General features: G+C 66.3%; 39 protein-coding genes. 22 read left to right on the plus strand and 17 right to left on the minus strand.

Going from position 1 to position 25689, the window contains the following annotated elements; genetic code table 11:
• Window positions 1-123: 123 nt before the first annotated feature.
• Together LXM64_RS01490 and LXM64_RS01495 are read right to left on the minus strand one after the other, a co-directional pair.
• Window positions 124-354 carry a helix-turn-helix domain-containing protein gene (locus LXM64_RS01490; RefSeq protein WP_234074327.1) on the minus strand — a complete coding sequence of 77 codons (231 nt, stop codon included), beginning with the start codon at window positions 352-354 and terminating at the stop codon, window positions 124-126.
• Window positions 351-971 (minus strand): hypothetical protein, encoded by a 621-nt coding sequence (locus LXM64_RS01495; protein ID WP_234074328.1) that lies wholly within the window; start codon window positions 969-971, stop codon window positions 351-353. The genes LXM64_RS01490 and LXM64_RS01495 overlap by 4 nt, the downstream gene beginning before the upstream one ends.
• 198 nt (window positions 972-1169) lie before the next feature.
• Between LXM64_RS01495 and LXM64_RS01500 the strand changes: the two genes are divergently transcribed.
• From LXM64_RS01500 to LXM64_RS01510, 3 genes are all read left to right on the plus strand, one after another.
• The gene (locus LXM64_RS01500) at window positions 1170-3695 is read left to right on the plus strand and encodes an ATP-dependent Clp protease ATP-binding subunit (RefSeq protein WP_234074329.1); all 2526 of its coding nucleotides are present in this window, start codon (window positions 1170-1172) and stop codon (window positions 3693-3695) included.
• A gap of 82 nt (window positions 3696-3777) precedes the next feature.
• Entirely contained in the window at window positions 3778-4281 is a 504-nt protein-coding gene (locus tag LXM64_RS01505; RefSeq protein ID WP_234074330.1) for an amino-acid N-acetyltransferase, read from the plus strand.
• A gap of 57 nt (window positions 4282-4338) precedes the next feature.
• Entirely contained in the window at window positions 4339-5013 is a 675-nt protein-coding gene (locus LXM64_RS01510; RefSeq protein ID WP_234074331.1) for a hypothetical protein, read from the plus strand.
• On the opposite strand, the gene LXM64_RS01515 is transcribed toward LXM64_RS01510, so the two are convergent.
• Window positions 5010-6104 (minus strand): tyrosine-type recombinase/integrase, encoded by a 1095-nt coding sequence (locus LXM64_RS01515; protein WP_234074332.1) that lies wholly within the window; start codon window positions 6102-6104, stop codon window positions 5010-5012. The two genes, LXM64_RS01510 and LXM64_RS01515, sit on opposite strands and share 4 nt — an antisense overlap.
• Window positions 6079-6615, minus strand: a complete 537-nt coding sequence (locus tag LXM64_RS01520; protein ID WP_234074333.1) for a hypothetical protein — start codon at window positions 6613-6615, stop codon at window positions 6079-6081. Before LXM64_RS01520 ends, LXM64_RS01515 begins: the two co-directional genes overlap by 26 nt.
• Window positions 6616-6732: 117 nt before the next feature.
• Here LXM64_RS01520 and LXM64_RS01525 point away from each other — a divergent pair, with 117 nt between their 5' ends.
• From LXM64_RS01525 to LXM64_RS01565, 10 genes are all read left to right on the plus strand, one after another.
• Window positions 6733-6921 carry a helix-turn-helix domain-containing protein gene (locus LXM64_RS01525; protein WP_234074334.1) on the plus strand — a complete coding sequence of 63 codons (189 nt, stop codon included), beginning with the start codon at window positions 6733-6735 and terminating at the stop codon, window positions 6919-6921.
• Window positions 6922-7009: 88 nt separating this feature from the next.
• A complete protein-coding gene (locus LXM64_RS01530; RefSeq protein WP_234074335.1) occupies window positions 7010-7756 on the plus strand; it encodes a hypothetical protein in 747 nt (248 codons plus the stop codon).
• A complete protein-coding gene (locus LXM64_RS01535) occupies window positions 7753-7983 on the plus strand; it encodes a hypothetical protein (RefSeq protein ID WP_234074336.1) in 231 nt (76 codons plus the stop codon). The genes LXM64_RS01530 and LXM64_RS01535 overlap by 4 nt, the downstream gene beginning before the upstream one ends.
• Window positions 7980-8867, plus strand: a complete 888-nt coding sequence (locus tag LXM64_RS01540) for a tyrosine-type recombinase/integrase (protein ID WP_234074337.1) — start codon at window positions 7980-7982, stop codon at window positions 8865-8867. Before LXM64_RS01535 ends, LXM64_RS01540 begins: the two co-directional genes overlap by 4 nt.
• A 14-nt stretch (window positions 8868-8881) precedes the next feature.
• The gene (locus tag LXM64_RS01545; protein ID WP_234074338.1) at window positions 8882-9484 is read left to right on the plus strand and encodes a hypothetical protein; all 603 of its coding nucleotides are present in this window, start codon (window positions 8882-8884) and stop codon (window positions 9482-9484) included.
• Between the two features lie 354 nt (window positions 9485-9838).
• Window positions 9839-10009, plus strand: a complete 171-nt coding sequence (locus LXM64_RS01550) for a MerR family transcriptional regulator (protein ID WP_234074339.1) — start codon at window positions 9839-9841, stop codon at window positions 10007-10009.
• A 187-nt stretch (window positions 10010-10196) separates the two neighbouring features.
• A complete protein-coding gene (locus tag LXM64_RS16135; protein WP_419144872.1) occupies window positions 10197-10445 on the plus strand; it encodes a helix-turn-helix domain-containing protein in 249 nt (82 codons plus the stop codon).
• Window positions 10442-10789, plus strand: a complete 348-nt coding sequence (locus LXM64_RS01555; RefSeq protein ID WP_234074340.1) for a hypothetical protein — start codon at window positions 10442-10444, stop codon at window positions 10787-10789. The genes LXM64_RS16135 and LXM64_RS01555 overlap by 4 nt, the downstream gene beginning before the upstream one ends.
• Before the next feature lie 9 nt (window positions 10790-10798).
• On the plus strand, window positions 10799-11713 hold the full coding sequence (locus tag LXM64_RS01560; RefSeq protein ID WP_234074341.1) for a hypothetical protein: 915 nt from the start codon (window positions 10799-10801) through the stop codon (window positions 11711-11713).
• A 193-nt stretch (window positions 11714-11906) separates the two neighbouring features.
• On the plus strand, window positions 11907-12473 hold the full coding sequence (locus tag LXM64_RS01565; RefSeq protein ID WP_234074342.1) for a hypothetical protein: 567 nt from the start codon (window positions 11907-11909) through the stop codon (window positions 12471-12473).
• A gap of 25 nt (window positions 12474-12498) precedes the next feature.
• Here LXM64_RS01565 and LXM64_RS01570 read toward each other — a convergent pair whose 3' ends face one another.
• Window positions 12499-12819 (minus strand): hypothetical protein, encoded by a 321-nt coding sequence (locus LXM64_RS01570; protein WP_234074343.1) that lies wholly within the window; start codon window positions 12817-12819, stop codon window positions 12499-12501.
• A gap of 72 nt (window positions 12820-12891) precedes the next feature.
• Here LXM64_RS01570 and LXM64_RS01575 point away from each other — a divergent pair, with 72 nt between their 5' ends.
• Window positions 12892-13128: a hypothetical protein gene (locus LXM64_RS01575; RefSeq protein ID WP_234074344.1), complete on the plus strand. Its 237-nt coding sequence runs from the start codon at window positions 12892-12894 to the stop codon at window positions 13126-13128.
• A 103-nt stretch (window positions 13129-13231) separates the two neighbouring features.
• On the opposite strand, the gene LXM64_RS01580 is transcribed toward LXM64_RS01575, so the two are convergent.
• Window positions 13232-13753: a hypothetical protein gene (locus LXM64_RS01580; protein WP_234074345.1), complete on the minus strand. Its 522-nt coding sequence runs from the start codon at window positions 13751-13753 to the stop codon at window positions 13232-13234.
• A gap of 111 nt (window positions 13754-13864) precedes the next feature.
• On the opposite strand from LXM64_RS01580, the gene LXM64_RS01585 reads away from it, so the two are divergent.
• Entirely contained in the window at window positions 13865-14209 is a 345-nt protein-coding gene (locus LXM64_RS01585) for a hypothetical protein (RefSeq protein ID WP_234074346.1), read from the plus strand.
• 919 nt (window positions 14210-15128) lie between these two features.
• On the opposite strand, the gene LXM64_RS01590 is transcribed toward LXM64_RS01585, so the two are convergent.
• The 5 genes from LXM64_RS01590 to LXM64_RS01610 form a co-directional block, all read right to left on the minus strand.
• Window positions 15129-15818, minus strand: coding sequence for a hypothetical protein (locus tag LXM64_RS01590; RefSeq protein ID WP_234074347.1), 690 nt, complete (start codon window positions 15816-15818; stop codon window positions 15129-15131).
• Window positions 15819-16103: a hypothetical protein gene (locus tag LXM64_RS01595; protein ID WP_234074348.1), complete on the minus strand. Its 285-nt coding sequence runs from the start codon at window positions 16101-16103 to the stop codon at window positions 15819-15821.
• Window positions 16104-16219: 116 nt separating this feature from the next.
• Window positions 16220-16420, minus strand: coding sequence for a hypothetical protein (locus LXM64_RS01600; RefSeq protein ID WP_234074349.1), 201 nt, complete (start codon window positions 16418-16420; stop codon window positions 16220-16222).
• Window positions 16420-16584, minus strand: a complete 165-nt coding sequence (locus tag LXM64_RS01605; RefSeq protein ID WP_234074350.1) for a hypothetical protein — start codon at window positions 16582-16584, stop codon at window positions 16420-16422. The genes LXM64_RS01600 and LXM64_RS01605 overlap by 1 nt, the downstream gene beginning before the upstream one ends.
• Before the next feature lie 78 nt (window positions 16585-16662).
• A complete protein-coding gene (locus LXM64_RS01610) occupies window positions 16663-16950 on the minus strand; it encodes a hypothetical protein (protein WP_234074351.1) in 288 nt (95 codons plus the stop codon).
• Window positions 16951-17156: 206 nt separating this feature from the next.
• On the opposite strand from LXM64_RS01610, the gene LXM64_RS01615 reads away from it, so the two are divergent.
• The gene (locus LXM64_RS01615) at window positions 17157-17486 is read left to right on the plus strand and encodes a hypothetical protein (RefSeq protein ID WP_234074352.1); all 330 of its coding nucleotides are present in this window, start codon (window positions 17157-17159) and stop codon (window positions 17484-17486) included.
• Between the two features lie 10 nt (window positions 17487-17496).
• Here the strand turns inward: LXM64_RS01615 and LXM64_RS01620 are convergent, their stop codons facing one another.
• Window positions 17497-18024 (minus strand): HIRAN domain-containing protein, encoded by a 528-nt coding sequence (locus LXM64_RS01620; RefSeq protein ID WP_234074353.1) that lies wholly within the window; start codon window positions 18022-18024, stop codon window positions 17497-17499.
• 167 nt (window positions 18025-18191) lie between these two features.
• Between LXM64_RS01620 and LXM64_RS01625 the strand changes: the two genes are divergently transcribed.
• The 3 genes from LXM64_RS01625 to LXM64_RS01635 all read left to right on the plus strand — a co-directional run bounded on the left by LXM64_RS01625 (window position 18192) and on the right by LXM64_RS01635 (window position 20053).
• Window positions 18192-18671, plus strand: coding sequence for a hypothetical protein (locus LXM64_RS01625; protein WP_234074354.1), 480 nt, complete (start codon window positions 18192-18194; stop codon window positions 18669-18671).
• 172 nt (window positions 18672-18843) lie between these two features.
• Entirely contained in the window at window positions 18844-19428 is a 585-nt protein-coding gene (locus LXM64_RS01630) for a Panacea domain-containing protein (RefSeq protein ID WP_234074355.1), read from the plus strand.
• A gap of 31 nt (window positions 19429-19459) precedes the next feature.
• Window positions 19460-20053 (plus strand): hypothetical protein, encoded by a 594-nt coding sequence (locus tag LXM64_RS01635; RefSeq protein ID WP_234074356.1) that lies wholly within the window; start codon window positions 19460-19462, stop codon window positions 20051-20053.
• 149 nt (window positions 20054-20202) lie between these two features.
• On the opposite strand, the gene LXM64_RS01640 is transcribed toward LXM64_RS01635, so the two are convergent.
• Window positions 20203-21057, minus strand: coding sequence for an alpha/beta hydrolase family esterase (locus LXM64_RS01640; protein ID WP_234074357.1), 855 nt, complete (start codon window positions 21055-21057; stop codon window positions 20203-20205).
• Between the two features lie 85 nt (window positions 21058-21142).
• Here LXM64_RS01640 and LXM64_RS01645 point away from each other — a divergent pair, with 85 nt between their 5' ends.
• Window positions 21143-21490 (plus strand): MerR family transcriptional regulator, encoded by a 348-nt coding sequence (locus LXM64_RS01645; protein ID WP_137418231.1) that lies wholly within the window; start codon window positions 21143-21145, stop codon window positions 21488-21490.
• A 3-nt stretch (window positions 21491-21493) separates the two neighbouring features.
• Here LXM64_RS01645 and LXM64_RS01650 read toward each other — a convergent pair whose 3' ends face one another.
• Window positions 21494-21682, minus strand: coding sequence for a hypothetical protein (locus LXM64_RS01650; RefSeq protein ID WP_234074358.1), 189 nt, complete (start codon window positions 21680-21682; stop codon window positions 21494-21496).
• 4 nt (window positions 21683-21686) lie between these two features.
• Window positions 21687-22133, minus strand: a complete 447-nt coding sequence (locus tag LXM64_RS01655) for a GNAT family N-acetyltransferase (protein ID WP_234074359.1) — start codon at window positions 22131-22133, stop codon at window positions 21687-21689.
• A gap of 39 nt (window positions 22134-22172) precedes the next feature.
• Here LXM64_RS01655 and LXM64_RS01660 point away from each other — a divergent pair, with 39 nt between their 5' ends.
• Window positions 22173-22652 carry a GNAT family N-acetyltransferase gene (locus LXM64_RS01660; RefSeq protein WP_234074360.1) on the plus strand — a complete coding sequence of 160 codons (480 nt, stop codon included), beginning with the start codon at window positions 22173-22175 and terminating at the stop codon, window positions 22650-22652.
• A 24-nt stretch (window positions 22653-22676) separates the two neighbouring features.
• Window positions 22677-23090, plus strand: a complete 414-nt coding sequence (locus LXM64_RS01665) for a dehydrogenase (protein ID WP_137418227.1) — start codon at window positions 22677-22679, stop codon at window positions 23088-23090.
• Window positions 23091-23298: 208 nt separating this feature from the next.
• On the opposite strand, the gene radA is transcribed toward LXM64_RS01665, so the two are convergent.
• A complete protein-coding gene (gene radA / locus LXM64_RS01670; RefSeq protein ID WP_234074361.1) occupies window positions 23299-24648 on the minus strand; it encodes a DNA repair protein RadA in 1350 nt (449 codons plus the stop codon).
• Between the two features lie 46 nt (window positions 24649-24694).
• Window positions 24695-25567, minus strand: a complete 873-nt coding sequence (locus LXM64_RS01675; protein ID WP_234074362.1) for a hypothetical protein — start codon at window positions 25565-25567, stop codon at window positions 24695-24697.
• Window positions 25568-25689 lie beyond the last annotated feature (122 nt).

Below are 25689 nucleotides of genomic sequence, written 5' to 3' on the forward strand. Positions count from 1 at the left end.
CACTCCCCTGTCGCAGATATAGGCGTTCGCGTCGATCTGTGACAGGGGAAGGTGAGGGGGGACGGACCCCGGAGGCGCGGGCGGCGGGTGGCGGGTGGCGCCGGGCCCGGGATCAGCCGGGGGTCAGTCCTGGCGGACGAGCAGGTCGCCGATCTCGCAGTCGAGGGCGCGGCAGATCGCCGACAGCGTCGAGTAGCGGATGGCGCGGGCGCGGTCGTTCTTGAGCACCGACAGGTTCACCACCGAGACCCCGACCGTGCGCGACAGCTCCGCGAGCGTCATCCCGCGCTCGGTCAGCAGTTCGTCGAGCCGGCAGTGGACACCGCTGGGGCCGTCGTCCTCGGCGGGGCTCATACCAGGCCCTCGGTGTCGCGCTGCAGCCGGTCGCCGACCGTGAACACGGTGCTGGCCATCGCGACGATGAAGGCGGCGAGGATCACCGGCGGCAGGTCCACGCTCATGACGGGGTTGTCGAACGTGCCCTGCGAGATGTCCCGGAAGGCGTCGTTGGCGACGATGTTGCCGAAGAACGGCACGCCGAACAGGCCCGCGAGCCCCGACGCGCCCGCGGCGACGACGAGCACCGTGTTGCGACCGTTGAACACCCGCCCTCGCATGACCGACAGCGTCACCAGCAGCAGGCAGACCACGACCGCGCTGACGGATGCGGCGAGCACGAGCTGCTGGATCACCAGAGCCCCTGTGCCCGCGACCGACAGGGCGCCCGGCGTGATCCATGCGCGCTCCAGGAGGATGTCGCGCATCGCCCCGTCGGGACCGATGGGAGCGGCGACCGTGGTGTCGGAGAACAGCGCCTCGACGGGAAGTGCCTTGCCGCTGAGTGCGTCGACGATCCGCCCGATCGCGAAGAAGAGCGTGACACCGACGACCGCGATCCCGGCGCCGACGAAGATCCACATCGCGGCGATGTCGCTGCCGCGCAGCACGCGGGCTTGAGTGGGGGTGGTCATGAGGTCCTCCCTGGCATATCGAATATCGTTGTTATCGAAAAACGATATGGGATGACTGGTGTGACCGCAAGCGGCGGATGCGGTGCGCCCACGGCGAACACGGGCTTGCCGCATCCGTGCTCTGGTTAGCCTCGATGTACAGCGCGCCGGAGGGTGCGCCCGATGTTGGCGTCACCTGGCGCCGGAGGAGTAGCCGCGATGTTCGAGAGATTCACCGACCGAGCCCGTCGCGTGGTTGTGCTCGCCCAGGAAGAGGCGAAGATGCTCAACCACAACTACATCGGTACCGAGCACATCCTGCTCGGTCTCATCCATGAGGGCGAGGGCGTCGCCGCCAAGGCGCTCGAGAGCCTGGGCATCTCGCTCGACGCCGTGCGCGAGCAGGTCCAGGACATCATCGGCCAGGGGCAGCAGCAGCCGACCGGCCACATCCCCTTCACGCCGCGCGCGAAGAAGGTGCTGGAGCTGAGCCTTCGCGAGGCGCTGCAGCTGGGCCACAACTACATCGGCACCGAGCACATCCTGCTCGGCCTCATCCGCGAGGGCGAGGGCGTCGCCGCCCAGGTGCTCGTCAAGCTCGGCGCCGACCTCAACAAGGTGCGCCAGCAGGTTATCCAGCTGCTGAGCGGCTACCAGGGCAAGGAGCCCGCGGGCGTCGCCACCGGCGCCGGCGAGCAGGCCACGACCGGTGCACAGGGCGGCTCGGCCGTGCTCGACCAGTTCGGCCGCAACCTCACCCAGGCCGCGCGCGACAACAAGCTCGACCCGGTCATCGGGCGCGAGAAGGAGATCGAGCGCGTGATGCAGATCCTCTCGCGCCGCTCCAAGAACAACCCCGTCCTCATCGGCGAGCCCGGCGTCGGCAAGACCGCCGTCGTCGAGGGCCTCGCGCAGGCGATCGTGAAGGGCGACGTGCCCGAGACGCTGAAGGACAAGCAGGTCTACTCGCTCGACCTCGGCTCGCTCATCGCCGGCTCCCGCTACCGCGGCGACTTCGAGGAGCGCCTGAAGAAGGTCACGAAGGAGATCCGCACTCGCGGCGACATCATCGTCTTCATCGACGAGATCCACACCCTCGTGGGCGCGGGTGCCGCCGAAGGCGCGATCGACGCCGCATCCATCCTCAAGCCGCTGCTCGCCCGCGGCGAGCTGCAGACGATCGGTGCGACGACCCTCGACGAGTACCGCAAGCACTTCGAGAAGGATGCGGCCCTCGAGCGCCGCTTCCAGCCGATCCAGGTCGCGGAGCCGAGCCTGCCCCACGCGATCAACATCCTGAAGGGTCTGCGCGACCGCTACGAGGCGCACCACAAGGTGCAGATCACGGACGGTGCCATCGTCGCCGCCGCGAACCTCGCCGACCGGTACATCTCGGACCGCTTCCTGCCCGACAAGGCGATCGACCTGATCGACGAGGCCGGCGCGCGCCTGCGCCTGTCGATCCTCTCGAGCCCGCCCGAGCTGCGCGAGTTCGACGAGAAGATCGCCAAGGTGCGCGAGCAGAAGGAAGCCGCATCCGAGGAGCAGGACTTCGAGAAGGCCGCATCCCTGCGTGACGAGGAGAAGTCGCTGCTCGCTGAGCGTCTGCGCCTCGAGAAGCAGTGGAAGAACGGTGACGTGGCGACCACCGCGGTCGTCGACGAGGGCCTGATCGCCGAGGTGCTGGCCCAAGCCACGGGCATCCCGGTGTTCAAGCTGACCGAGGAGGAGACCAGCCGTCTCGTCTTCATGGAGAAGGCGCTGCACCAGCGCGTCATCGGCCAGGAAGAGGCGATCGCCGCCCTCAGCCGTACGATCCGTCGCCAGCGCGCCGGCCTCAAGGACCCGAAGCGTCCCAGCGGCTCGTTCATCTTCGCCGGCCCCACGGGCGTCGGAAAGACCGAGCTCGCCAAGGCGCTCGCGGAGTTCCTGTTCGACGACGAGGGTGCGCTCATCTCGCTCGACATGAGCGAGTTCGGCGAGAAGCACACCGTTTCCCGGCTGTTCGGTGCCCCTCCCGGGTTCGTCGGCTTCGAAGAGGGTGGGCAGCTCACCGAGAAGGTGCGCCGCAAGCCGTTCTCCGTGGTGCTGTTCGACGAGATCGAGAAGGCGCACCCCGACATCTTCAACTCGCTGCTGCAGATCCTCGAAGAGGGTCGTCTGACCGATGGTCAAGGCCGCGTCGTCGACTTCAAGAACACGGTGATCATCATGACCACCAACCTCGGTTCGCAGGCCATTGCCGGCGGCCCGGTCGGGTTCCAGGTCGAGGGCAACGCGCAGACGACCTACGAGCGGATGAAGGGCAAGGTCGACGAGGAGCTGAAGCGTCACTTCAAGCCCGAGTTCCTCAACCGTGTCGACGACGTCATCGTCTTCCCCCAGCTGAATAAGTCGGAACTGCGCCAGATCGTGGGTCTGTTCACCAAGCGTCTCGCTGAGCGTCTGCTCGATCGCGACCTCACGGTGGAGCTGTCGGATGCGGCCAAGGACCGCCTCATCGAGATCGGGTTCGACCCGACGCTCGGTGCGCGTCCGCTGCGCCGTGCGATGCAGCGCGAGGTCGAGGACCAGCTCAGCGAGAAGATCCTCCACGGCGAGCTGAACGCGGGCGACCACGTCAAGGTCGATGCCGAGGGCGGCCGGTTCACGTTCGACATCGCCCCCCGCGGCGAGAAGGTCGCGCTGGGCGCGAGCGTCGCCGGCGAGATCTCGGCGACGCCGGACATCGTCGCCGGAAGCTGACACCGCACACGCACGAAGGGCCGGATGCACATCGCATCCGGCCCTTCGGCGTACGTGCCGCATCCCGGCGTAGGGTTGCACCGTGAGCGAGTTCACCGTGCGGCCGGCGCGGACGGCAGATGTACGTGCGATCCACCGGATGCTGGAGCCGTACGTGCAGCGCCGCATCCTGCTCGGCAAGGACATCGTCGTGCTCTACGAGGCGGTGCAGCAGTTCCTGGTCGCGGAGGACGCGAACGGCGTGCTCATCGGATGCGGCGCCCTCCACGTCATGTGGGACGACCTGGGCGAGATCCGCACGCTGATCGTGGACGACGCGTGGCTGCACCGCGGCGTCGGGCGGGCGCTCGTCGAAGGTCTCGAGGAGCAGGCGCGCACGCTGGGGCTGTCGCGGCTGTTCTGCCTCACGTTCGAGGTCGACTTCTTCACGCGGCGCGGCTTCGCGCCGATCGGGGAGCACGTCGTCGACCCGGACGTCTACTCGCAGCTGGTACGCAGTCCTGACGAGGGCATCGCCGAGTTCCTCGACCTCGCGCACGTCAAGCCCAACACCCTCGGCAACACGAGGATGCTCAAGGAGCTCTGAGGTTCGCGCGCGGAGAGCCGTCGGGGCGAGGCGCCGGGTGCGACGTAGCCTGGATGCGTGAGTTCCCCCACCCCGCGTCGTCGTCCGTCGAAGGCCGTGTACCGCCGTCGCCGCCTCGTCGCGCTGATCGGCCTGCTGGCCGTCATCGGCCTGGTGTGGCTGTTCATCGCTCAGCCGTGGAACTCTGCCGCCGCGCCCGCGCCGGCCGCATCCACACCCGTCGCGACGCCGGCCCCCTCGACGTCGGTCGCAACCGACGTCCCGGCCGCCGATGCGCCCGCGGATGAGGCGACGGCCGGCGGCGAGGCGACGGATGCCGGCATCCCCACCTGCACCAAGGACGACGTGCGCGTGGAGGCACTGACCAACCAGTCGACCTATGCGGCGGACGAGAATCCGCAGCTGTCGATCCGGCTCACGAACACCTCGGCCGCGGACTGCACGATCAACGTCGGCACGACGAGTCAGACCTTCACGGTCACGTCCGGTGAAGACACGTGGTGGCGGTCGACCGACTGCCAGAGCGAGCCGAGCGACATGGTCGTGACCCTGACCGCCGGTCAGGAAGTCACCAGTGCGACGCCGATCACCTGGGACCGCACGCGCTCCGCCGTCGACACCTGTCAGAACACGAACCGGCCCAAGGCGCCGGGCGGCGGGGCCTCGTACCATCTGGCCGTCTCGATCGGCGGCGTCCCGTCCGCGCAGTCGGCGCAGTTCCTGCTGAACTAACGACCGGCCTGAGATTCCGCCGGAGAGGGAGTATCTGTCCGCGCTGAGTCCGCAGAACGCTCCGCAAACGCCGCAGACACGACTGCGCGGGAGGCTTCGTCACGGTCAGGGAACAGGTGCCCGTAGACGTCCAGGGTCGTCTTGGCGGAGCTGTGGCGCATCCGCGCCTGAACCGTCTTCACGTCGAGCCCCGACGCGATCAAGAGGCTCGCGAAGTAGTGGCGAAGGTCGTGGATCCGGAAGCCTTCGGGCAGTCCTTTGACCTTCGCCGCTGCATCCGAGAACGCTGAGTTGACGACGGTGGGCGAGACGGAGCGGCCGTAGGCGTTCGTGACGATCGTCGTGCTGCCGAACTTGGCGGGCATCCGATTGAGCTCGAGTGCCATCTCGGGCGGGATCGGGACGGGGTTGCGAGACTCGTTGGTCTTGAGGGGTACCCCGCCGTACTGCAGGGCCGGCGTGAGCACGCCCCGCATGAAATCGACGTCTTCAACCCGGAGCCCGAGAATCTCGTTGCGACGCAGTCCAGCGAAGGCACCGAGAAGGACGACCGCGCGCAGATGCTCGGGGAGGGCGTCGTGAAGAGCCCACACCTGTTGCGTGGTCGCGACGTAGGCGATCTGTGATCCCGAGCCTGGGGCGGTTCGTCGCGACACCGGAGAGCGGGGGATGAGCCCGTCGTGGACGGCGTCGGTGAGGATCTGGCCGAGACGGGAGTGCAGCACAGCGATCGTGGACTTCGCGTACTTCGCCTCCAACGCCACCAGCCACGCTTTCACGTCGGACGGCTTAATGGTCGCGATACGACGCGATCCGAGCCCTTCCTTGATGACCTTCACGTGCGTGCGCGCCTGTGTCATCGTCGTGGCCCTGCCGGAGTAGCCTGCGAGCCAGACATCGCACCACTCGTTCAGCGTCGTCTTGGCGCGCTTCGGGTCGGTCCAGGTGCCGGTGACGAGCTTCGCTATCTCGGCATCGAGCCACTGACGCGCCTCGCGCTCGAGCTTGAAGTGGCGCGCGTGCTCCTTGCCATCGTGGTCGCGGTACCGCGCGCGGTAGACGCCGTCAGGGCGTTTCTTGATGCTCGCCATGTTGACCCTCTGCGGCGTAGAACCGCCGCATCCAATGTCCGAGAGGCTCGCTGTTGGCGAGCTCGGTCGGTGTCAGCAGGCGCTCCTGCATGAGCGACAGAACTACATCGACTCCAGTGGTGTCGATCCACCTCTCAGCAGTCATCCGGAGTTCGCGCCCCACCTCCGTTTCCGGGCTCTCGTCCAACGCGGCTGCCAGAAGAAGGCGCGCGCGACGATAGTGATCGAAGGCGGAATGCAACTCCCTGTGCCAGTGAGTGACAGATTTCACCTCAGCCTCGGCGCGCACGATGGAGGTTCCACGGAGGAGAGCGCTCACGTCTGCGCCGTAGATGTCTGACACGGCTTCGGCTTCTGACAGTCGCAGTGGTCGCTCGCCCTTCTCGACGCTCCACACAGTCGCTTGCGACCACTTGAAGCCTCTCTGACGCATCCAGTCCGCGAGCTCTTTCTGGCTCGACTTCCCGCGCATCGCCACCAGGTTTCGCCCGATCTGCTCATCGTCAGCCACCTCTCGATTCTAGTCAGCACAACATCATCCGCTAGTGAACACGCAAATCTAGTCGCAAAACTGGCAATGAATGTGTACTGTGAATGCTAGTCAACCAACTAGGAAAGGATGTGTGAGATGGATAAGCAGGGCAACCTTCTGCTCCTGACCGAGGTCGCTGAAGAACTGCGTCGGTCAGTTGACGGAGTCCGGTGGCTCATCAAGTCGCAGCAACTCAAGGGCGCGAAGCTCGGAGGCCGAATGGTGGTTCGCCGGGAGGATCTCGATGCGTTCGTCAACGCGGCCTTCGCCGATGCCGTCGACTGAGCAGTTGATGGGGCGCGTTTGTCAGGTGGGTCGCGCCACTACATCGCCGAAAAGAAGAGCCGCCTACAGGTGCAACTGCAGGCGGCTCGTGATTCCCGAAGGAAATTTCATGAATGAAGTTACCACTGCCCGCACTGATTTCCTCGACTGCGAGCCTGGAACGATCATCGACGTCTCCGGCTCGCGCTTCGCCGCACCGGAGGAGGACTACATCGTCGTCCCTCGGGCGGCTCGCCGCGACGCCGCCAGGATCGTCATCGGCCAGAGCATGCACAGCTTCGGCCAGTTCCACCGACTCGACGGCGAGCCGATCCCGACGGAGGATCCCGAGCTACTGGCATGGGTTGCCCGCACGCAGGTCAACGCAGATGCATGGAACATCTTCCACGGAGTGATGGCGAAGAAGAACGCGGCCTATGTGAGCGACGACCTCGTGTTCGTGAGCCACGGCTTCCGATTCGCCCATGCCGAGACGGAACTCTACGGAGTTCCTGCCGTGGCCTTCGTGACGATCGACGAGGTAGATCGTCACAGACAGGCCGCGGAGGACGCGTTCATTGAGGCGCACCCGGAGATCCGCGCCTCCAGACCTGTGTGGGCCGACAAGGTAAGGGTGATCGATGAGCCAACGGGCGATCGACTCGTCCTCTTCGAGACCGACGTTCGCGACTTCGCAACCGTTGCGACGAGCGCTATCTGGCGTGACGGGGTCGTCGTGATGGACGATGCGATCTGCATCGACGCGCAGTTCGATGGTGACTGCGACGCCGATGTGCTCGACGATCTCGCGCAAGGCTTCGCCGAACTCGCTGCACGATTCCGGACCGCATCATGAGCGCCGCCGACTTCATCGTTGTCGGCTGGGTGGGGCACGAGCAGGAGCCTCGTGTGGTCATCCTCGGGGAGGACGGCGCGGCGGCGCAGTACCTGGACGCGATCGAGGCGCGTGACGCCGCACAGCGGCTCATCGAGCTCGGCAAGCAGATCCTCACGCCGATGTCGCCGCGTCGACTTCGACTGATCGAGCGACCCGCGCACGCGACGAGCAAGGAGGAGTCATGAGCTTTAGTCCCGCTCCCGCAGTAACACCAGAGACGCGCTTCGCTCTCGAGATGTTCGCTCTCGAGCAGCGTGCGCGCGGCTTCTCTGACGCGACCATCCGGAACCGCGCGTGCATCGTCGCCATGCTCGAGAGAGAGATGGGCGGTCCCGTTCTGGGTGCAACCAAGCGCGACGTCACTCTGTTCATCGCCCGGCCTGGCGTCAAGGCGAGCACTCGTCGCGCCTACCAAGGCGCCCTCGGATCCTTCTTCAGATTCGCGGTCACGCAGAGCCTTCGCGCCGATGATCCAACGGAGCAGATGCCGGCCGTCCGCGTCTCCCGTGGACGTCCCCGCCCGTTCAGTCGTGAACAGCTCGAAGCGATGCTGCGCTCGGGTGCGTACCGAAAGACACGAGTGATGATCCTGCTCGGGTACTACCAGGGGTTCCGGGTGTCGACCATCGCATCCGTACACGGACGCGATCTGGACCTAGCAGCGGGCACTATTCGCGTGATCGTGAAGGGTGCGAAGGAACGGGTGGCGCCGCTCCACCCAGCCGTGCTCACCGTGGCCACGGAGATGCCTCGTGACGACTGGTGGTTTCCTGCGCGCGGCAACAAGACCGGGCATATCGACGGCTCATCCGTGAGCGACCTCGTCCGCAAGGCCAAGGAGCGCGCCGGCATCACCGATGAGACTCTCACCGCACACTCTCTGCGGCACTCCTTCGGCTCACACCTGATGGAAGAGGGAGTCGACATCCGGATCATCCAAGAGCTGATGATGCACGAGTCGCTCGCGACGACGCAGATCTACACGGGCGTCTCCGAGAGCATGGCTCGCCGCGGTCTCGCCGCCTTAGGTGGCGTCAGCGCCCCTGGACGCTCCGGGCGCGGGCGCTGATCGGCGGGGGCGCGGTGACTGACGCACGACTGCGAGGCGAGTGGCTGACAGCGGCTGCGCACGACGGTCTCTCCGATGCCGCCTACCGCGTGCTGCACAACGCGCTCATGCACTCCGCTGAGCAGGGGACAGACGGGGCGATCTCACGGCGAGAACTTCGCTTCCTCTATCCCGGCCCGTTGAAGAAGGAGGTTCTCGACGAGTTGACGGCCGCAGGCTTCTGGGCGGAGACCGACGAGGGCTTCCAGATGATCGGGTGGGCCACGACATTGGGCCAGTCGACCGCGGCCGACGTGGAGGCGTACCGCCGCAACGCCCGCGAGCGGCAGCGTAGGCGCCGCGAGAAGCTCTCCGGCACGCCAGATGCCATTGACGACGCCCATCGCCTCCAAGCCGAAGGTGTCACGGGTGATGTGACGGACAGTGTCACGCGTGACGTCATGGGGAACGTAGGCAAGGACAGGACAGGCCCGGACCGGCCTGTCCTTGCCAAGAGGAAGAACGCGCGCGCGAGCCACGACTGCGAACGCGACGGACACGTCCGGATCCCGGCTGGCGGGTGTCTCCACTGCGAAATCCGGCCGGCAGATCTCGAGCCCGAGAGGAAGACAGCATGACCGCACTCACACCCGAACAGAGACTCATCGCTGCCGCCACCATCATGCGCGACGCCATCGAAGCGATCGACGCGCAACGAGACCAGGAAGAGGACCGGCGATGACCGTCAGCGAAGCGTACGCGGACCTGGGCGGAGGGCTCAGCCGAGCTGAGGCTGCGACCGATGCGCCGAGGCGATTCAGCATGGTCGAAGCGAAGAAGACCCCCGGTCTTCACGCCCTCGGCTGGCACATGTTCGACCCCATCTCCGGATGGTGCGGATGTGGTCAGCGAGACGACGGCGCCACAGCGCCCGGTTCCCCCGCATGGCGAGCGCAAGTCGAGCGGGCACTTCCCGGTGAGGAGCACGAAGAATGCCCCTGACTATCTGGCTAACGTACTTCGAGGCCGCAGACCGAGCGGGAGTGCCCGTCCGCACGATCCGCGACTGGGTCGCCGTGGGGCTCCTCACCCCCCAGGCCAGCCGCTTCCGAGCCAGCGACGTCACCGAGTGCGCGCTGCGCGCTCGAGAGGCGCGAGAGTGACCGCTGTGACGACGACTCGACAGGTGGACTGATGAGGCCGGCAACACATCTCGTCCACGGCACCGACGGCGCAGTCGTCATTTTGTCGGGTCGAGTCTGTGCCTATCTGGGGCGGTACGCCGGCTTGGAACAGTTCCGACTCGACTCCCGGGGTCAGGATGCGGAGGTCGACCAAGCCCTAATCGCGATGCGAGTCGCTGCTCTCGCCTGGCGCAGTTCCGCCCTCGGAACCCATGCTGCGCGGCCCGCGGAACCGGAGTCAGTATCGGATCGACGGTGCACCACGCGGGGCGCCGCCGATCTCCTGGGTATTGGGGAGCGCGCCGTTCGCAAGGCGATCAGCGGTGGCGCGCTCCCTGCGGAGAACGTCGGTGGCCGTTGGCTAATCGATCGAGAAGACGTCGAGCAGTACCGAGCGAAGACGAGGCGCACATGACATCTCTGGACGCGACGGCCCGAGCGGTCGATGCGCGCGACGCGTCAGACATCGCACGGTCGATCACGAATGAACCCGCCGCGCAGCTGCGTCTGCGAGCAGCGGTAGCCGCGCACGACAACGCGCTGTGTCGCGCAATCGCAGCGATCGCAGCTGAACGTGGCTGGACGAATGTCCGCTGGACTCCCGAAAGGAAACTCGCCATGAGTAACAGAGATGCTCCCCCGTTCGAGGGCACGCAAGACCCGTACCACCAGGTCACCGAAGCCATCGCAGAAGCCGAGGACCGAGAACGCGACGATCACACTGCTGACGAGATTGCCGCCATGGTGCTCGGACGGTAAGGCCGGCAGATGAACCGCATCAAGACGGAGCTGCTCCACGGAGAACTCGCCGACGCGAGCTACTACGACGCCTGGGTCCTGTGGCTCACGACACACGGAGTGGATCCCGACCATCTGTCCAAGCTCAAGGATGCCCGCGACGTCCTCGACCAGGTCGATGATCTTGCGACTGAGCTCGAGCAGGTTCAGCCGGCGCCTGTCCCAGTCGTGGTCGTCGACCCGGCGCAGTCCGCAGCCGAGCTGCTGCAGTCGATCCGGTCCAGCCTGTCCGCACCGACGAGAGATGAGCTGGACGCAGCACGGGCGGCACTCAGCCAGCGACACAACGAGGCGAACGCCGCAGTGCGCGGGACGTTCCGTCGCTACGTTCGAGCCCATCTGATCGACGGCCTGACGCCCCATCACGATGCGCTCGTGGCCCGAGCGACGACCCTCGCCGCGCTCTTCCCGGAAGCACTCGGCAAGGACACCGACGCGGACCTCGGCGGTCGACGCGCAGAGTGGGAAGAGCTCGCCTCCGTCATCGAGGAATGGGAAGAGCTCCACACCCTGCTGCAGAGTCTCCGAGAGAAGGGCCTGCTGTCCGCATCAGGCCGACGCAAGGCTCGCGAGTACAACACCCTCGAGTTCCGGTTCCAGGACCCTGAAGCCGCGACGAAAGCGCTGCGACTGCCTGCCAAGCGGATGCGCTATGCACGCGCCATGGTGACCGCGAAGCCCCGCCTCCTGACCGTGGAAGACATCGACAACCTGCGAGCAGCAGCGCCATCACTCACGCTCAACGAGGACAGTGACGTGCGGCAACTGCACGCCGAGAACCTGCGCCGCAAGCGCGAACTCGACGAATGGACCGCCGCAGGCCGAGCCAAAGCTCATCGCGAGCGACTCAACGCACGCGCCGAGCGCATGAGGAGCACCCAATGACGCGACCCCGAGCCCCGCACACTCCCACCCGACACGGCGGGGGTGGGGGTACCCCCCTTCGCTCTGCACGAAGGACCGACGGGGCTAGCAACCAAGCATCAGCACGCATTTTCCGCTCGTTTTTTCGGGCAGCAGCAATGACGACGGCTGCGCCCTCTCACCACGCTGTACACAACACGGAGGGACGCGCCTGATGGTTGCTCGTGACAGGTTGAATGACGACGGGTGGGAGCTTCGCGATCTGAAGCGGCGCGTGAAGGCGCTGGAGACGTCCGCTCCTCTCGGTTATTCATCGATCACGCGCGGGTCGTTGCGGGTCGCGTCTGAGGACGGACTGGTCGTCCAGGGCTCCGCGCTCGTGACGGGCATGTTCCGCGCCGTGGGGCAGATCATGCTCGAAGCGCTCGGCATCCTCACGATCAAAGGGCTCGCGCAGCTGTTCGGATCGCTTCGCGTCAAGGGTGGCGGGGACATCACTGTCGAAGATGGCGGCGACGTCGTCGTCGATGGCGGTCAGATCGTCGTGAACGGCGGGACAGCCATCCGTCTCGGAACCAACGGGTCCGGCATCGCCTCGATGACGCTCGGCACTTCGGAGATCCGAGGAGCCGACGCTGGAATCGTCCTCGACCCTGGAACAGGCGCAGCCATCACCACAGGCTCCTCGGGCGTGCGCATCTTCCTGCTCCCCGACGCACCAGCGGGGGCTACTCCGAACTTGCACATCAACTCCCTCGGCTACCTGTCGGTGATCCGATGAGCGCCGGCTGTGTCATCCCCGTCGTTCAACTCGCATCTGGCGCAGCGGTCTCGTCTGTTTCGGTGGGCTTCTTCTCGCGCCAGAACGCGGCTAGGACGATGAATACCGCGAATCCAGGAGTTGCGATGAGAACAGCGACAAGCAGCACGGCGAGGCCGAGCGAGAAGTTTCCGTTGAAGAGGCCGACAAGGCTGATCAGCGTCACCAATAGCCCGACAACGGCGAGCGTCCAGTCGATTGGGTCGGAGAACCTCGCCAGGCGACTGTGCTGCCCGATCCGTGAGCGAAAAACGAGGTTGTACAGGCTGAGAACGGCGGCGAGCGCGCCGACTGCAGCTGCGCTCACAGCGACATTGTCTGGGTTCATGAATCGCATACTGCCGCAGTCGCGGACGGCAGCGCCACGGGTGAGCGTGGCATGAGCGTGCGAGACCTGCTCAACAAGGCTGCTCCCGTTCCCGAGGAGCCAACCAAGGCGCCTGATCCGAACGGCCTGCGTGAGCGGATCGCCCGCGCGAAGGCGCGGGCAATGGAGACCATGACCATCGAGGTCGGGTTCGGTGATGCGGTCGCGGAGGTCGTGCTTACGGTAGCTCGTTCAACTCCGCTGGCTACGGGGCACCGTCGTTTTCCGTGTCCGGTGGCGCGCTGGTGATCTCGCACGCGTCCTACCCATCCACGGGTGTAACGGCTCGAGTGAACATGGCCGAGATCTCGCCTCGCGGCGGACTGCAGTCGTGAGACGGGGGTGAGGTGACTCAGTCCCGCTTAAGGAGAAGGTCGTCTCGCAGTGAGGCGAAGATCCGTGTGCGGTCCGATGCTGAAACCGTGTACCACTCCATCGCATCGGCCGGGATCTGTAGAACACCCGAAAGGCCTTCGAACTCGACGAGGGTAACAAAGGCTGGGCCGAATTGCGGCTGCGGCGACTGGAGCGCCATGCGCAACGATGTGATCGCTGATCGGGCAACCACGTCGAGTCTCGATCGTGATGCGCTCGGCGAGTTCTCAGGCTTCGTCAGAGTCGCCCTCGCCACGAAACGCGTGGACAAGATCGTCGCCGTGAGCGAAGTTGCCTCAAGCGCGTTCTCGGCCCAGTCGTCGTCGCCGCCAGCGTAATCGAACACCGCATAGTCGACGCTCTCGCCGCTCAACCAGGTGCGAACCTCTACGTCGAGCTTCGCGACCCATGCCGGCCAGCTATCGTCCTGACGGTTGCGAAGCGCGCTCCACCCTTCATGCCGCGCATCGACGATCTTCTGCCACTGGTCGTCTTCCATGACGTCCCCTTCCCCCAGTTGCGCTCACGATACTCCGGGAAGTCCCATCGCCGTGCAGAAGGGTCGTGTCCGAGGTGGGTTCTAATCTGCCGCCACCTGAGGAGATTGGTAGTGGCGATGGCAGTCAGAATCGAGAATCAGCGAGTCCGGATCACCGAGTTGCTGGAGCCCGACGGCTTCTCGCTCGCGGGGATGGTGGCGACGAATGTCACGTTCGTTGGCCCAGCGGTACTCGCGCTCGTCGGAGATATCTCGTTCCTCGGCGCCACGCGGTTGAACGGAAGCGTCGAGGAACTGCTCTGGGACATCCCCGACCACCGCATCAGCGCGATCGGATCGATCGACATATCTGGCGCTGTCTTCACGGACTGCACGTTCTCGATGATCGGGTTCGCTGGACGCCATTACATGCTGCAGCAGTTCATAAGGTCGGCAACGATCGCGCCCAAAGTGTAAGCCCCGCGCCGTATGGATCCGAGATGGGGGAAACTGGAGGCAAGGCCAGTCACCGCTACCTGTCGCCTGAGCAGATGTCCGAGCTGATGCCGGGATGAATCGCAGTTTCGACCTTCATTCGTGGATCCTCGTGACGATGACGGCAGCGCGGAGGCACAGGCTGCGATCGCCATCTGTCAGGCGGTGGTCAGCGAGAGTGACCGAGTCTCCGATGAGTGCCGCGGTCGAGCTGGCCCAGAAGCGTGGCCGCGCCTGAGAGATCATATCCGTAGCGCCGTCAGCTACTGAGGCCCACCAGATCCGAGATGGCTCGAAGCTGCTCGAGCGTCGCCCGCCCTGGTTGCTCGTCACGCTTGTAGGCCGAAACAACCTCAAAGCCAAGCAGGAGGAGTGACTCAACGTGATGGTACCGGTCGGCTCGCCCCTCAGAGCGTGGGGGGCTGATGCTGATTGCGCGGACGATGTCCCGCAACCCACTTCGTACCGTCGGGTCGAGAACGTCGCCCACCAGACGGTTCAGCGGAGCCTCCCTTCTCTCGTACCAGACCGTTGGCAAGAAATGGTCTGACGTGTACTCCTCGTGCATGCCGTCCGGTAACCCGCGAAGCGCCGCCAGGCTCAGTTGCAACTCATCCGCAATGGCGTCGGCGGTGCGCGCGCGTTGTTCGTCACGCCTCTCACGTCGGCTCCGACGGCCAGCGGCGTATGTAGGGGCAGAGCCGATCGCAACGCCGACAAGAGACGAAGCTGATGCAATGAGGGCGGTCCATATAGGGGTGTCCACGCCACCACTATGCCCGCCTTCGACGCTGGCCCCGTTGCAGCCCGCGCACTTCTCTCGGAGGCGCAAGCGGCCAACTATCAGGTTAGGAGTATCGCTCCGTGATCGCGCCGACATGATGGCTCGTCGTGGCCAGCCCTAGCGCTTCTCCAAGTTCTCGTTGATACGGCGTATCTGGCGAGCGATCGTGTCCAACGCAGTAGGCTCCGCGATCGAGTAGCTCCAGGGAGCAAGATCAAGGATGTGGGCCTCCGAGTACCGTCGGGTTTCCACCGGGTCCGTGTAGGAAGTAACTACGTCGTAACGTTGGGGAAGAAGATCCGGCTTCCCGACCACTTCCGACGTGAAGTCCAGGATGTATTCCAGCTTTTGGCCGGGAGCGAGCATCCCGATCACGGGCTCGCCGGAGAAGATTCGACCCAGCGCCTTGAGAGCTGGGTCCTCTCCGCTGCCGCCGGGTCGCCCATGCCCGCTGGATTGAAACTCCGGCGTGACGGTCAGGGCGACGTCCCGCGCGGGAGTCTTGCCAACACTTTCGACAACTACAAAAACGAGGCCATCGGCGGCAGTCTCGGTGGGGTTCGCGGCTGGAAGCGCCCGTAGGTCAAAGTACACAGACACGTAAGGTCGCGCCTCCGACTCAGCCGCTGCAGCAGCTCGCTGGTTAGCGGCTGCTGAAAGCGCGAGCTGTCGGGCCCCTTGTCGGATCTGAACGACCGCGATGATGGCAGCTATGCCAGCCACGATCAGTGTGAGAACCGACGCGAGCGCCTGCCACTCGTCAGGTGTTGGCCACCCTTCCCCATGCCACCACGCGAACCTGTGCACTTACGACACCATGACTAGGCGCTCAACCACGCGGTCCACGTCATCGCTCACGAACTCAACAATTTCAGGATCTGAAGCGGCAAAGCCCACGAAGTATGTGGCGCGGCCCTCTTGGCGGCGCAGCACCCGCCCGACTCTCTCGCGGTCTTTGGCGTTCAGCGTCCACTCTCCGGGGCGAACGACACTGGCCACGATCTCGCGCTCGCCAATGTCTACCCTGCAGCGCCGTGGGCTCTCGTCTGAGAGCTCGATCGAGTGGAAGAACTGCTCTTGATGCATGTTCATGACGGTGATCATAGGGTGGGGTGGCCCCCGAGGGTGGGGGTTACCCGTAGCGGGGGCCTCTCACGGTTGACCACCGGGGCGACTTCCCGTCTCTCCCCACGGCAAAATCGGCACTCTCATCCAAACGTCCGGCATCTTCGGGGCTGGGAGGGCCAGACGTCGCGCGGCGCGGCGGCCTGTGCCTGCTTGACCTTCCGCTGGAAGCGTCGGTCCTCGATCAGCGCATTCTTGATCGCGTTCTTCGTCACGAAGTAGCTCACAATCCAGTTGGCGATGACGATGATGATGGCCGCAACGATGATGGTGACGGCATCCATTACGTGCGCTCCGCCATCGCCTCAAGGACCGCCTGGGTGCTGAGACGGATCGCATGCGACACCCAACCCGCGAGTAGACACACGAACCCCAGCGGCAGGAGCAGCCACGACAGCACTGTCATGGGCAGGATGAACAAGCACACGAATCCAAGGAAGATCGTCACGGGAAAGCCGCGACGTGGGGGGTGCCCTCACCCCCCAACCAGCCGGTCGCCTGGGAGACAAACTCTTGGTCTGCCAGGTCAAAGGGTTTTGTCTCCGCCCCGCGGCGCCTCGCTCACGGCCGAGGCCCACACCCATGTCCGCATCTGCTTTCCCGCCACCTCAAATGAGATCCCGCATGCTCGTGGTGTCCAGCGATGCACCAGCGCGTCGACGAGCACCGGCGTGGACCCGAACCGCACCCATGCCTTCGCGGGCTTCGGATGCGGGTCGATCGTGAGCGGCTCCCGGTCGAGCTCGAGCTCCGTGTCGGTGAGACGCTGCAACGGGCCATCGGCCGCAGCGCGCTCCAGGATGCGTTCGCCCACGCGCCGGTCCACAGCGTTCGCGTATCGCCTATTCGTGCCCACTGCCAGGTAACCCCTTCCCCGGCCGGAGAACCGATCGTACGTCCCGCCCACGACAGAAGGCGCTGACCGCTTACGTGAGCCACCGAACACCACCCCCGGCCCCTCTAGCTCTGGTGCGGGTGAATCACTGGCTCTGCAGGTCGACGTGATCGTACGATCACGATGTGGAGCGTATTGACGTGCATACGACGACTGCCGGCGCTGCGGATCTGGCGTATATCGAGGGGGCGCTCTACCGTGACGATGCCAAGGGCGGTGAGCTGGTCTGCCACTTGAGAGGCGACATGTACCTCGAAGAACGTCGCTTCTATGTTGGCTGGATTACGACCGAGGGGAAGCATCGTCGTTCAGGCTCCGCGTCGCGTTTGCTTGTACACATAATCGACCTCTTCGGCGTCCGTGTACTTGCTGCGGGAACTGTGAACGAGGAGGCGGACGCCTTCTTTGTCCGCCTCGCGCAACGTGTTGAAGGACTGTCGCTGGAACTCGACTAGGGTTGGGCGCTCACATGCGTCGTCGGAGATAGAGCATGGTTGCGGGCGTCGCAGCCACAACCTTCGGCGGATCTACAGACACCCCCAGCGCTTCGAGCTTGGTGCCGGCGTCGAGGGCGTGGGCGAGACCACTCGCCATCTGCTTGTTGAAGTAGCCGACGTGGACGCCGTTCTGGTGGATCGCCACCGCATTCCGGTCGTGGGGATTGTTGGGCTCCCGGACGAGCTGGACTGGTCCGAGGCGCAATGTGCCCGGTGCGTGTTGATCGCCGCGGACGCGGCAGCTCCATATGCCGAGCGCCCGGAGCTGTCGAGTCGCTACGTTGACGAGCTTCCCTGTGGAGTCCTCCGCGAGCCACACCGCTCCGTCTCGGGACACGAAGTGGAGAGGCGGCATCCCGTCCGCTGAGGGCACCAGCAGAGTCGCCGCCACCGCGCTTGAGAGATACGGCGAAACGTAGCCAGCCGGCGGGCCCGAGGATGGCGCTGACGCCGACGCCCGGATCCTCGCTCCGTTCGCCGTGATGTCCAGCACCACCCGCTGTTGCCTGCTCTGAACTGGCGGTCGGAGCGCGGGCGCTGCAGGCTTACGAGTGAACCAATCCCGGATCCCCATGCACGGATGGTAAAGCAGAAGGGGTGCGCCCCACATGCGTTCACTTGCGCGGTGGGCGTTCGCTGGCCTGCTCTCGGTAAGGTTCCGACATGGAGTGGATCGCGACAGCCGTCGCTGTGATCGCTGCCGTCGCGGCCTTCTGGCAAGCTTGGGAGGCGCGGCGAGCCCGGAACGACGCAGCGGCTTCCAGTTCAGATGCGGCCACTCATGCGCGGCGGGCTGCCGATGCCGCGGAGCGGCAGGCGGAAGCCGCCGAAGAGAGCGCCGCGCTCACGCGGCAGGCGCTGACCGCGTACCGGCCGCCCTGGACGGCTATCCGGGTCGCGAAGAATCGTTGGCGAGTCACGTTGGGCGGCGCCGAGGAAGCCCGTGGCGTTCGGTTTGTACAGTATCCATCCGAGGGAGATGCAGAACTACTGGACGAGCCGCGCGATCCGATGCATCCGGGAGAGTCGCTCTCGATCCTATGGGCGCGTTCGTTCGACTCGCCGGCGACCATCACCGCAGAGGTGTACTGGAAGCGTCCGGGAGAGAACCAGGAGCGTGTCTGGCGGATGACGCTCGACTGACCCTCTCTGCGCGGCATCGGTTCGCAGCATTGGATCAGAGATTCGTTGCATGTCATTGTTGTAAGGCATAATCGCGCGGACAGAACCGTTGTCTTGCTTGCAGACTATTCGCAAGAGCGTTCAGTACACTTTTGTCAAGTTGGTCATGGTGTTTCGTCGGAGGGGGCGCGAGATGGCAACGACATCTGCAGCGTCCGTTGCTGCGAGCATGCTGGAGCGTGCTGCCGTCGACGGTGAACCCGTCTCGAACCTTAAGTTGCAGAAGCTCGTGACCTTGGTCCAGAGCGTTTCGATGTTTGCGACGTCGGCCCCTGCGTTCTGTGAGCCGGTGCAAGCCTGGAAGAACGGTCCCGCAATCAAGCCGCTCTATGGGTTGTACAAGCGGTTCGGAAGCGACCAGATCACCTCGGTGATGCAGCCGTGGAGCGGGTTGGAGAGCGTCTCAGGGTCTGTCGGTATGATGATCGATGAGGTATGGGACGTCGCCGGGAAGCTGTCGGCCTCTGATCTGTGGAAGCTGACGCATACGGTCGGGCCCTGGGAAGCGCACTACAGTGCGAACACGCGCGATGTTGAGATTCCGGCTGAGCAACTTGGCTCTGCTTGGACTGACTACCTGTCATGCGCCTTGAAGATGGCCACACCTCAGGACCAGTCTTCCGTTATTGGGCGAGGGCAGCTCGGATACGAGGGCGAGCATCATTGGGAGTTCGCCTCGGCGAGCTTCCGCCCTGTCTCTGCCCGCGAGAGTGCTTAACGCTGAGCCCCATCCGTCGTCGGGGCACCTCTTGGTCGTGCTTGACGTGAACGTCTTCCTCGATGTTGCTGAGCTGGTCGGTGAGCCGTTCAGTTGGGAGCGTTTTGACGAGGTGCAGTCGTCCATCCAACCGCATCAGCGAGGCGCGCAGAGTTTCCGCGTAATAGCTGGTCTGCGCACCGGGCAGCGTCCCGACGGGCGCAGGGTTGAGCTCTGGACCAGTGATCACATCGACAGACTCGTCGCCTTGAAGGCATACCACCCTCGAGATGCAGATGATGAGCGTGACCGCGGCCTCGGATGGAGTCGCGACGGAGCCCAAAGTCTCATTGACGTTTTGATCGCAGACCTTGTGCAGTGGACCGGTGGTGGCACTGTTGGGGACGTCGCAATTTCCTACGGGACGCCTCCTCTTAGTCATGAGGACGGCTGTGTCTACGCAACGGCACGGGACGCGGGGCACGCCGACGTGTATGCGGAACGGTACTGCCTGACGCGCGACAATCACTTCCTCCATGCGCGGCTGCCAGGTCTCATCGACGTTCAACACCCGCGCGACTGGATGGTGGACAACGACGCCATGGCGCGAGCGGCAGCGCTGAGGAAGATGCTCAACGGTTCCTGAGCGTGGCTTGATCCTCGTCCGCAGAAAGTCCGCAAAGCGTGCATGATCGTCAGCGGTGCACATGATCTGACCCCGGTTTTGCCCGCGCAATTCTGCACCTGACACGACTTACATCGACATGCGCTGAAGGTGCCCCGCTTCCTGCTGAACTAACCGGCCAGCCCGAACGCCTCGGCGGCGAGCCCGGCGACCGAGATGCTCGTGGCCGTGCGCCCGATCAGGCGCGGGCCGGGCTTCGGCCCCGGGACCGTGTGGCCGCCGCCGTGCACGGTGACGAACGTGACCGGCGGGTGGCCCGCTTCGCGCCAGTCGGCGCGCTCGATGCGCGTGCGGTCGGGATGGGATGCCGCATCCGCTCGTGTCGTTGAGGGCGCAGCCATGCCGTTCCGTCGCGCGAAGTACGCGGCGGTCTCGGCCGCGGAGAGCGACGAGCCGCCCACTCGGAAGACGACCTGCGCCCAGCGCGGCATCCGTCCGCCCTCGTAGGGGACGACGGGATCTGCGGTGCCGTGCACGAGCAGAACCGGAACCGGATGCGGCGCGGGAGCGACTTGGGGCAGCAGGAAGCTGTCGGGCTCGGGCAGCGTCGCGGCGACGATGGCGCCGCCGGCGAGCGGGGGCGCATCCTCGTGGAGCAGGCGCATGACCATCTGGCCGCCGTTGGAGTATCCGATTGCGTACACACGGGTCTCGTCGATGTCGTGCGTCTCGCCGAGCCGGGCGATCACGGCACGCGTGAAGGCGACATCGTCGACTCCGGCGAGCCGTGCGGGGAACCGGCTCTCGCGACGCGCGTCGTTCCAGTTGCCGCGGTAGCCGTCGAGGTACACGACCAGGGCGCCCTTCTCGACGAGCGCGTCGTACGCGCCGCCGGTGAACGCGCGATGGATCTCGCCCGACTGCCGCGATCCGTGGAAGACCAGGACGAGCGCCTGTCCCGCGCTCCGTTCCCCGACGACGGTGAAGGTCCGCATCCGCCCGTCGATCTCGATCTGCTCCGTCATGCGCTCCGCCTCTCCGACCCGATCGTGGTTCGCTCGCGACGATATGCTTTGACATCGTGTCAAGGTCAAATCGAGGGGCGCACGCATGATCATCGGCGAGCTGAGCGACCGGAGCGGCGTCAGTGCGCGCTCGATCCGGCACTACGAGAAGCTGGGCCTCATCAGTCCGCAGCGCGGCGACAACGGCTACCGTCACTACTCGGACCGGGCGGTGCCGATGGTCGCCACGATCCACGCCATGTTCGAACTTGGGTTCACACGCGATGACGTTCGAGCCGTCCTTCCCTGCGCCACGGGAGAGAAGTCGCACGGTGACGCGGAACTGCTCGCACGGGTGGCCGAGATGCGGGAGCGGGTGGCGGGTCGCATCCGCACGCTCAGCGAGACAGAGGAGGCGTTGGCCGGCTTCCTCGCCGCCAACCGGGGGCGCTGAGGCTCAGGGTCTCATGCCGCGCTTGCCGGCCGTGAAGGCCACCACGAGCCCCCATCCGCTGAGGGCGCCCGCGATCCAGGTGATGTAGTGCAGCCACGACGGTGCACCGTTGAGGTCCCAGATCACGAAGAGGGTCGCCAGGATGAGGCCGATGGCAGCGGCGACGATGCCGATGATGCGATCGCGGTTCATGCGGTCACGGTAGCGGCGCGGCCGGCTCCCGTCGCAGGAATGCGTCGACCTCGTCTTCGTGATAGAGCACGAAGCCGTGCCGCTCGTACAGGTGCCGCGCGGGCGACCCCTGCAGCACGTTGAGTCGCAGCGGTGCGTCGTCGGTGTGCTCGTCCAGCACGAGGGCGAGCACCTGGGATCCGATCCCCCGCCCCTGGTGGGCCGAGGCGAGATAGAAGTGCTCGACCCAGACCCCGTCGGACGCGGGCCGCACGGCGATGCTTCCCGCATCCGCCCCGTCCACGACGATCACACGAGTGAGGGCGGGGTCGAAAGCCTTCAGGAAGCGCTGCCGCACGTAGACCGGGTCGTACCGGTCGAGCCGCTCGAGGTCGGGCCGCATGACCTCCGCACGGAGCTCTGCGATCCACGCCGCGTCGTCGGGGGTGCTCGGACGCAGGCTCCAGCTCATCCGTCCATTCTCCCGCGCCGACGGGTGTGGAATGGAGGGATGAGTCCTGCCGTCGTCCGCATCGCCGCCGCCGGCGATGCCGCGGCGGTGGCCGAACTCCTGCGCGCGTACCACGAGCACACCGAAGCCGAGAAGGTCGCGCACGAGCTGCAGGAGTTCGGGCCGCTGGCGCCCGCATATGCGGCCGAGGTCGACGCCGCGGCCTTCCCCGACGCGGACGTGCTGCTCGCCGAGCGCGACAGCCAGATCATCGGGATGGTGGTTCTGCGCGTGGACGGAGCGGATGCGGAGATCAAGCGACTGTGGGTCGACCCCGCCGTGCGTGGGGCCGGAGCGGGCGGGGCGCTCCTCGCCGAGGCCGCGCGACGCGCGACCGCGGCGGGGGCCGCATCCCTCCGCCTCTCGGTCTGGGACTGGCGGCACGACGCGCTCGGGTTGTACCGGAGCCGTGGCTTCGTCGAGGTTGCGTCATGGGAGACGAGGGAGCGCCTCGTGTGCCTGCGGATGCCGCTTCGCTGACGACGCGGCGGATACCCTGGGGGGATGGCCGGTAAGCAGAAGCGCGGGAAGAAGCAGCAGCCTCCGCTGGAGTTCCGCAACACCGCGCTGACCGATGCGCTGCAGACGCAGGACATGGCGGCGGTGGCGTTCGCGCTTCGGCACGGCCCCACGGTCGTCCCGCTCATGCGCACCGGCGAGAGCGACAACCCGCTGGATGCCGGCGAGGTGTGGACCTACCGCGACCCGAACACCGGGCAGGTGGCGCTGCTGCTGTTCAGCGATGCCGCGCACAAGCCCGAGACTCTCCCGCCCACGGTCGGGTTGCAGGGCCCGGACTGGCTCCGCAGCTTCCTCAGCGCGCACCGCGAGGAGATCACGACCGTGTTCTTCGACATCGCGGGCCCGCATCCGCTGCAGGCCACGCCCGCCGACCTGCTCGCCGCCCTCGAGGTCTGAGCCGTCGGAGCCTTCGCGCGTCCCGGCGGCGTGACAGGGGCTCCTGACCCCGCGAGCGCCACACCGGCTCGCGGCCCGGGTGAGCGCCACACTTCTGCGCAGCTGCGCCAGTGAACCTCTGTCGCGGATGCGGAGAAGTGTGGCCGTTGCGCAACTGCGACGCAGTTCGGGGAGAGGGAAACGTGTGCCGGCGGACGGGCGCGCGTGATCAGCGGTGGGAGGCGGCGGGGGTGGGGATGTGCACCCGGCCGAGGGCGGAGAGCAGATCCTTCGCGCCGGAGTCGATGACCGTCGTGTAGCCGAGGCGACCGGCCTCGGTGCGGCGCTGGGCGAGCTGCGCCACCGGACGCACCTCGCCGGTGAGGCTCAGCTCGCCGATCGCGGCGACCTGGTGCCCGACGGGGCGATCGGTCGCGGCACTCGCGATGGCGAGGGCGATCGCGAGGTCGGTCGCGGGCTCGGTGATCTTCAAGCCGCCGACGGTCGATACGTAGATGTCGCGCTCGCCGACCCGCAGCCCGGTGCGGCGCTCCAGGACGGCGAGGATCATCGCCACCCGTGACGATTCGACGCCGTTCACGACACGGCGCGGGTTGGGCCCGGATGCGGCCACGACGAGCGCCTGGATCTCGACCGGCAGCGCGCGGCGCCCCTCGAGGGCGACCGTGACGCACGTGCCGCTGACGGGCGCGCCCTTGCTGAGGAACAGGCCCGAGGGATCCGGGACCTCGCTGATGCCGTCGCCGGTCATCTCGAAGCAGCCGACCTCGTCGGTGGGGCCGAAGCGGTTCTTGAGCGCGCGGACGAAACGCAGCGAGGTCTGCCGGTCGCCCTCGAAGTGGCAGACCACGTCGACGAGGTGCTCGAGCAGACGGGGGCCGGCGATCGAGCCGTCTTTCGTCACGTGCCCGACGATGAGCACCGGCAGCGCGCGCTCCTTCGCGATGCGGATGAGGGTCGCCGCCACCTCGCGCACCTGGCTGGGGTGGCCCGCGAGACCTTCGCTGAGCGAGGAGGAGACCGTCTGCACACTGTCGACGATGAGCAGCGACGGCTGGACGTCGTCGATGTGGCCGATGAGGGTGGCGAGGTCGGTCTCGCTCGCGAGGTACAGCTCGTCGTGCAGTGCACCCGTGCGCTCGGCGCGCAGGCGCACCTGCGCGGTCGATTCCTCCGCGCTCACGTAGAGCACGCGGTGCCCGTCATGTGCCGCGCGGGCGGCGACCTCGAGCAGCAGGGTCGACTTGCCGACGCCGGGCTCTCCCGAGAGCAAGATGGCCGCGCCGGGCACGATGCCGCCGCCCAGCACCCGGTCGAACTCGGCCACGCCGCTCGCGCGCCGCGGGGACTCCGCGGTCGTGAGCTCGGTGATCGGCCGGGCAGCGCGCGCGGCGGTGGGGCTCACGGGCGTGAGCGAGCGCATCACACCCGTCGGCTGCGCCGCCTCGACGACGGTTCCCCACTGCTGGCACTCGCCGCAGCGACCGGCCCACTTCGCCGTCGTCCACCCGCATTCGGTGCAGCGGAAGGGCGCGGGAGCGGGGCGACGGGTGGCCATGCTCTCAGGCTACGCGGCGCCTGGGACATCCCTGGGGCAGGACGCCTCAGTCGGCCGCGGAGACGGAGACGAAGTCGCCCGGCTCGGTGCCGCCGGTCGGGGAGAAGAGGATGCGCTGGACGTTGCCCGCATCCGCCGGGTCGAACAGCAGGGGGCGCCGTGACCCGGTGGTGGGGAACTGCTTCGTCGGCACGGCGACGATGGACGTCACCCAGCGGCTCGTGCCCTCGGCATCCTCGAAGCGCAGTGTGATCTCCGCCATCATCCGGGACGAGTTCGGCTCGCGAAGCGGGGCGTCGGTGACCTCGGCCTCGACCATCGCGCCGCTGTGGAGCAGATGGGTCGCGAGTTCGTCGTTCAGGCGACGGCGCTTCTGGGCACCCAGGCGGCCGAGCAGCGTGAGCAGGGTCAGGAGCGCGAAGACGCCCGGCAGCCACCACTGGGCGGCGTACATGATCCATGCGCCCGCGTCCCAGTTCTCGTTCTGTCCGAACGTCGGGTCGATCGCGACGCCCACCGCGTCCGGCGCGGTCCACAGCGTGGTGGCGTACCAGGAGCCGAGGGTGAGGCCGGCCAGCACGATGGGCAGCGGGCCGAGGAAGGCGTAGCTGTCCGTGCGCCCGGAGTACCGGTGGTTCCACGTGCTGTACGCACCGACCGTGATGATCGTGGCGACGATGCCGATCGGCAGCGACCAGCTGCGCAGCCAGATCGGGATGGCGGTGTCCCACGTGCTGAAGACACTGTTGATGCTCATCACGCGGAACTGGTCGACGAACCCGCCGATGCCGAAGCCGATGACGGCGGTCGTCGCGAGCGACGCGACCCCGAACAGGATCGTCGCGATCAGCGCGGTCGGGCTCCCGTGGTACTTCGCATTGCGGCGGGCTTCCTTCTCGCGGGGATCGATGAGGCTCATCATTCCAGCGTATCCACCGGCCGGCTGAGGACGAGAAGGCGGAAGACGGAGCATAAGGATGCGTGGCGGCGGCCGCCGGGAACGTCGAGGAGGGGGGTCCTCGGCGTGCCTCGGGCGGAACA

Origin of the sequence: Microbacterium binotii, assembly GCF_021398715.1 — a bacterium.
Taxonomy (GTDB): Bacteria; Actinomycetota; Actinomycetes; order Actinomycetales; family Microbacteriaceae; genus Microbacterium; species Microbacterium binotii_A.

Coding starts and splice junctions, on each gene's coding strand:
- LXM64_RS01490 (WP_234074327.1), bottom strand. CDS start 354: ATGAGCCCCGCCGAGGACGACGGCCCCAGCGGTGTCCACTGCCGGCTC.
- LXM64_RS01495 (WP_234074328.1), bottom strand. CDS start 971: ATGACCACCCCCACTCAAGCCCGCGTGCTGCGCGGCAGCGACATCGCC.
- LXM64_RS01500 (WP_234074329.1), top strand. CDS start 1,170: ATGTTCGAGAGATTCACCGACCGAGCCCGTCGCGTGGTTGTGCTCGCC.
- LXM64_RS01515 (WP_234074332.1), bottom strand. CDS start 6,104: ATGGCGAGCATCAAGAAACGCCCTGACGGCGTCTACCGCGCGCGGTAC.
- LXM64_RS01525 (WP_234074334.1), top strand. CDS start 6,733: ATGGATAAGCAGGGCAACCTTCTGCTCCTGACCGAGGTCGCTGAAGAA.
- LXM64_RS01535 (WP_234074336.1), top strand. CDS start 7,753: ATGAGCGCCGCCGACTTCATCGTTGTCGGCTGGGTGGGGCACGAGCAG.
- LXM64_RS01540 (WP_234074337.1), top strand. CDS start 7,980: ATGAGCTTTAGTCCCGCTCCCGCAGTAACACCAGAGACGCGCTTCGCT.
- LXM64_RS01550 (WP_234074339.1), top strand. CDS start 9,839: ATGCCCCTGACTATCTGGCTAACGTACTTCGAGGCCGCAGACCGAGCG.
- LXM64_RS16135 (WP_419144872.1), top strand. CDS start 10,197: ATGCGAGTCGCTGCTCTCGCCTGGCGCAGTTCCGCCCTCGGAACCCAT.
- LXM64_RS01555 (WP_234074340.1), top strand. CDS start 10,442: ATGACATCTCTGGACGCGACGGCCCGAGCGGTCGATGCGCGCGACGCG.
- LXM64_RS01560 (WP_234074341.1), top strand. CDS start 10,799: ATGAACCGCATCAAGACGGAGCTGCTCCACGGAGAACTCGCCGACGCG.
- LXM64_RS01565 (WP_234074342.1), top strand. CDS start 11,907: ATGGTTGCTCGTGACAGGTTGAATGACGACGGGTGGGAGCTTCGCGAT.
- LXM64_RS01575 (WP_234074344.1), top strand. CDS start 12,892: ATGAGCGTGCGAGACCTGCTCAACAAGGCTGCTCCCGTTCCCGAGGAG.
- LXM64_RS01580 (WP_234074345.1), bottom strand. CDS start 13,753: ATGGAAGACGACCAGTGGCAGAAGATCGTCGATGCGCGGCATGAAGGG.
- LXM64_RS01595 (WP_234074348.1), bottom strand. CDS start 16,103: ATGAACATGCATCAAGAGCAGTTCTTCCACTCGATCGAGCTCTCAGAC.
- LXM64_RS01600 (WP_234074349.1), bottom strand. CDS start 16,420: ATGGATGCCGTCACCATCATCGTTGCGGCCATCATCATCGTCATCGCC.
- LXM64_RS01625 (WP_234074354.1), top strand. CDS start 18,192: ATGGAGTGGATCGCGACAGCCGTCGCTGTGATCGCTGCCGTCGCGGCC.
- LXM64_RS01630 (WP_234074355.1), top strand. CDS start 18,844: ATGGCAACGACATCTGCAGCGTCCGTTGCTGCGAGCATGCTGGAGCGT.
- LXM64_RS01640 (WP_234074357.1), bottom strand. CDS start 21,057: ATGACGGAGCAGATCGAGATCGACGGGCGGATGCGGACCTTCACCGTC.
- LXM64_RS01645 (WP_137418231.1), top strand. CDS start 21,143: ATGATCATCGGCGAGCTGAGCGACCGGAGCGGCGTCAGTGCGCGCTCG.
- LXM64_RS01650 (WP_234074358.1), bottom strand. CDS start 21,682: ATGAACCGCGATCGCATCATCGGCATCGTCGCCGCTGCCATCGGCCTC.
- LXM64_RS01655 (WP_234074359.1), bottom strand. CDS start 22,133: ATGAGCTGGAGCCTGCGTCCGAGCACCCCCGACGACGCGGCGTGGATC.
- LXM64_RS01660 (WP_234074360.1), top strand. CDS start 22,173: ATGAGTCCTGCCGTCGTCCGCATCGCCGCCGCCGGCGATGCCGCGGCG.
- LXM64_RS01665 (WP_137418227.1), top strand. CDS start 22,677: ATGGCCGGTAAGCAGAAGCGCGGGAAGAAGCAGCAGCCTCCGCTGGAG.
- radA (WP_234074361.1), bottom strand. CDS start 24,648: ATGGCCACCCGTCGCCCCGCTCCCGCGCCCTTCCGCTGCACCGAATGC.
- LXM64_RS01675 (WP_234074362.1), bottom strand. CDS start 25,567: ATGAGCCTCATCGATCCCCGCGAGAAGGAAGCCCGCCGCAATGCGAAG.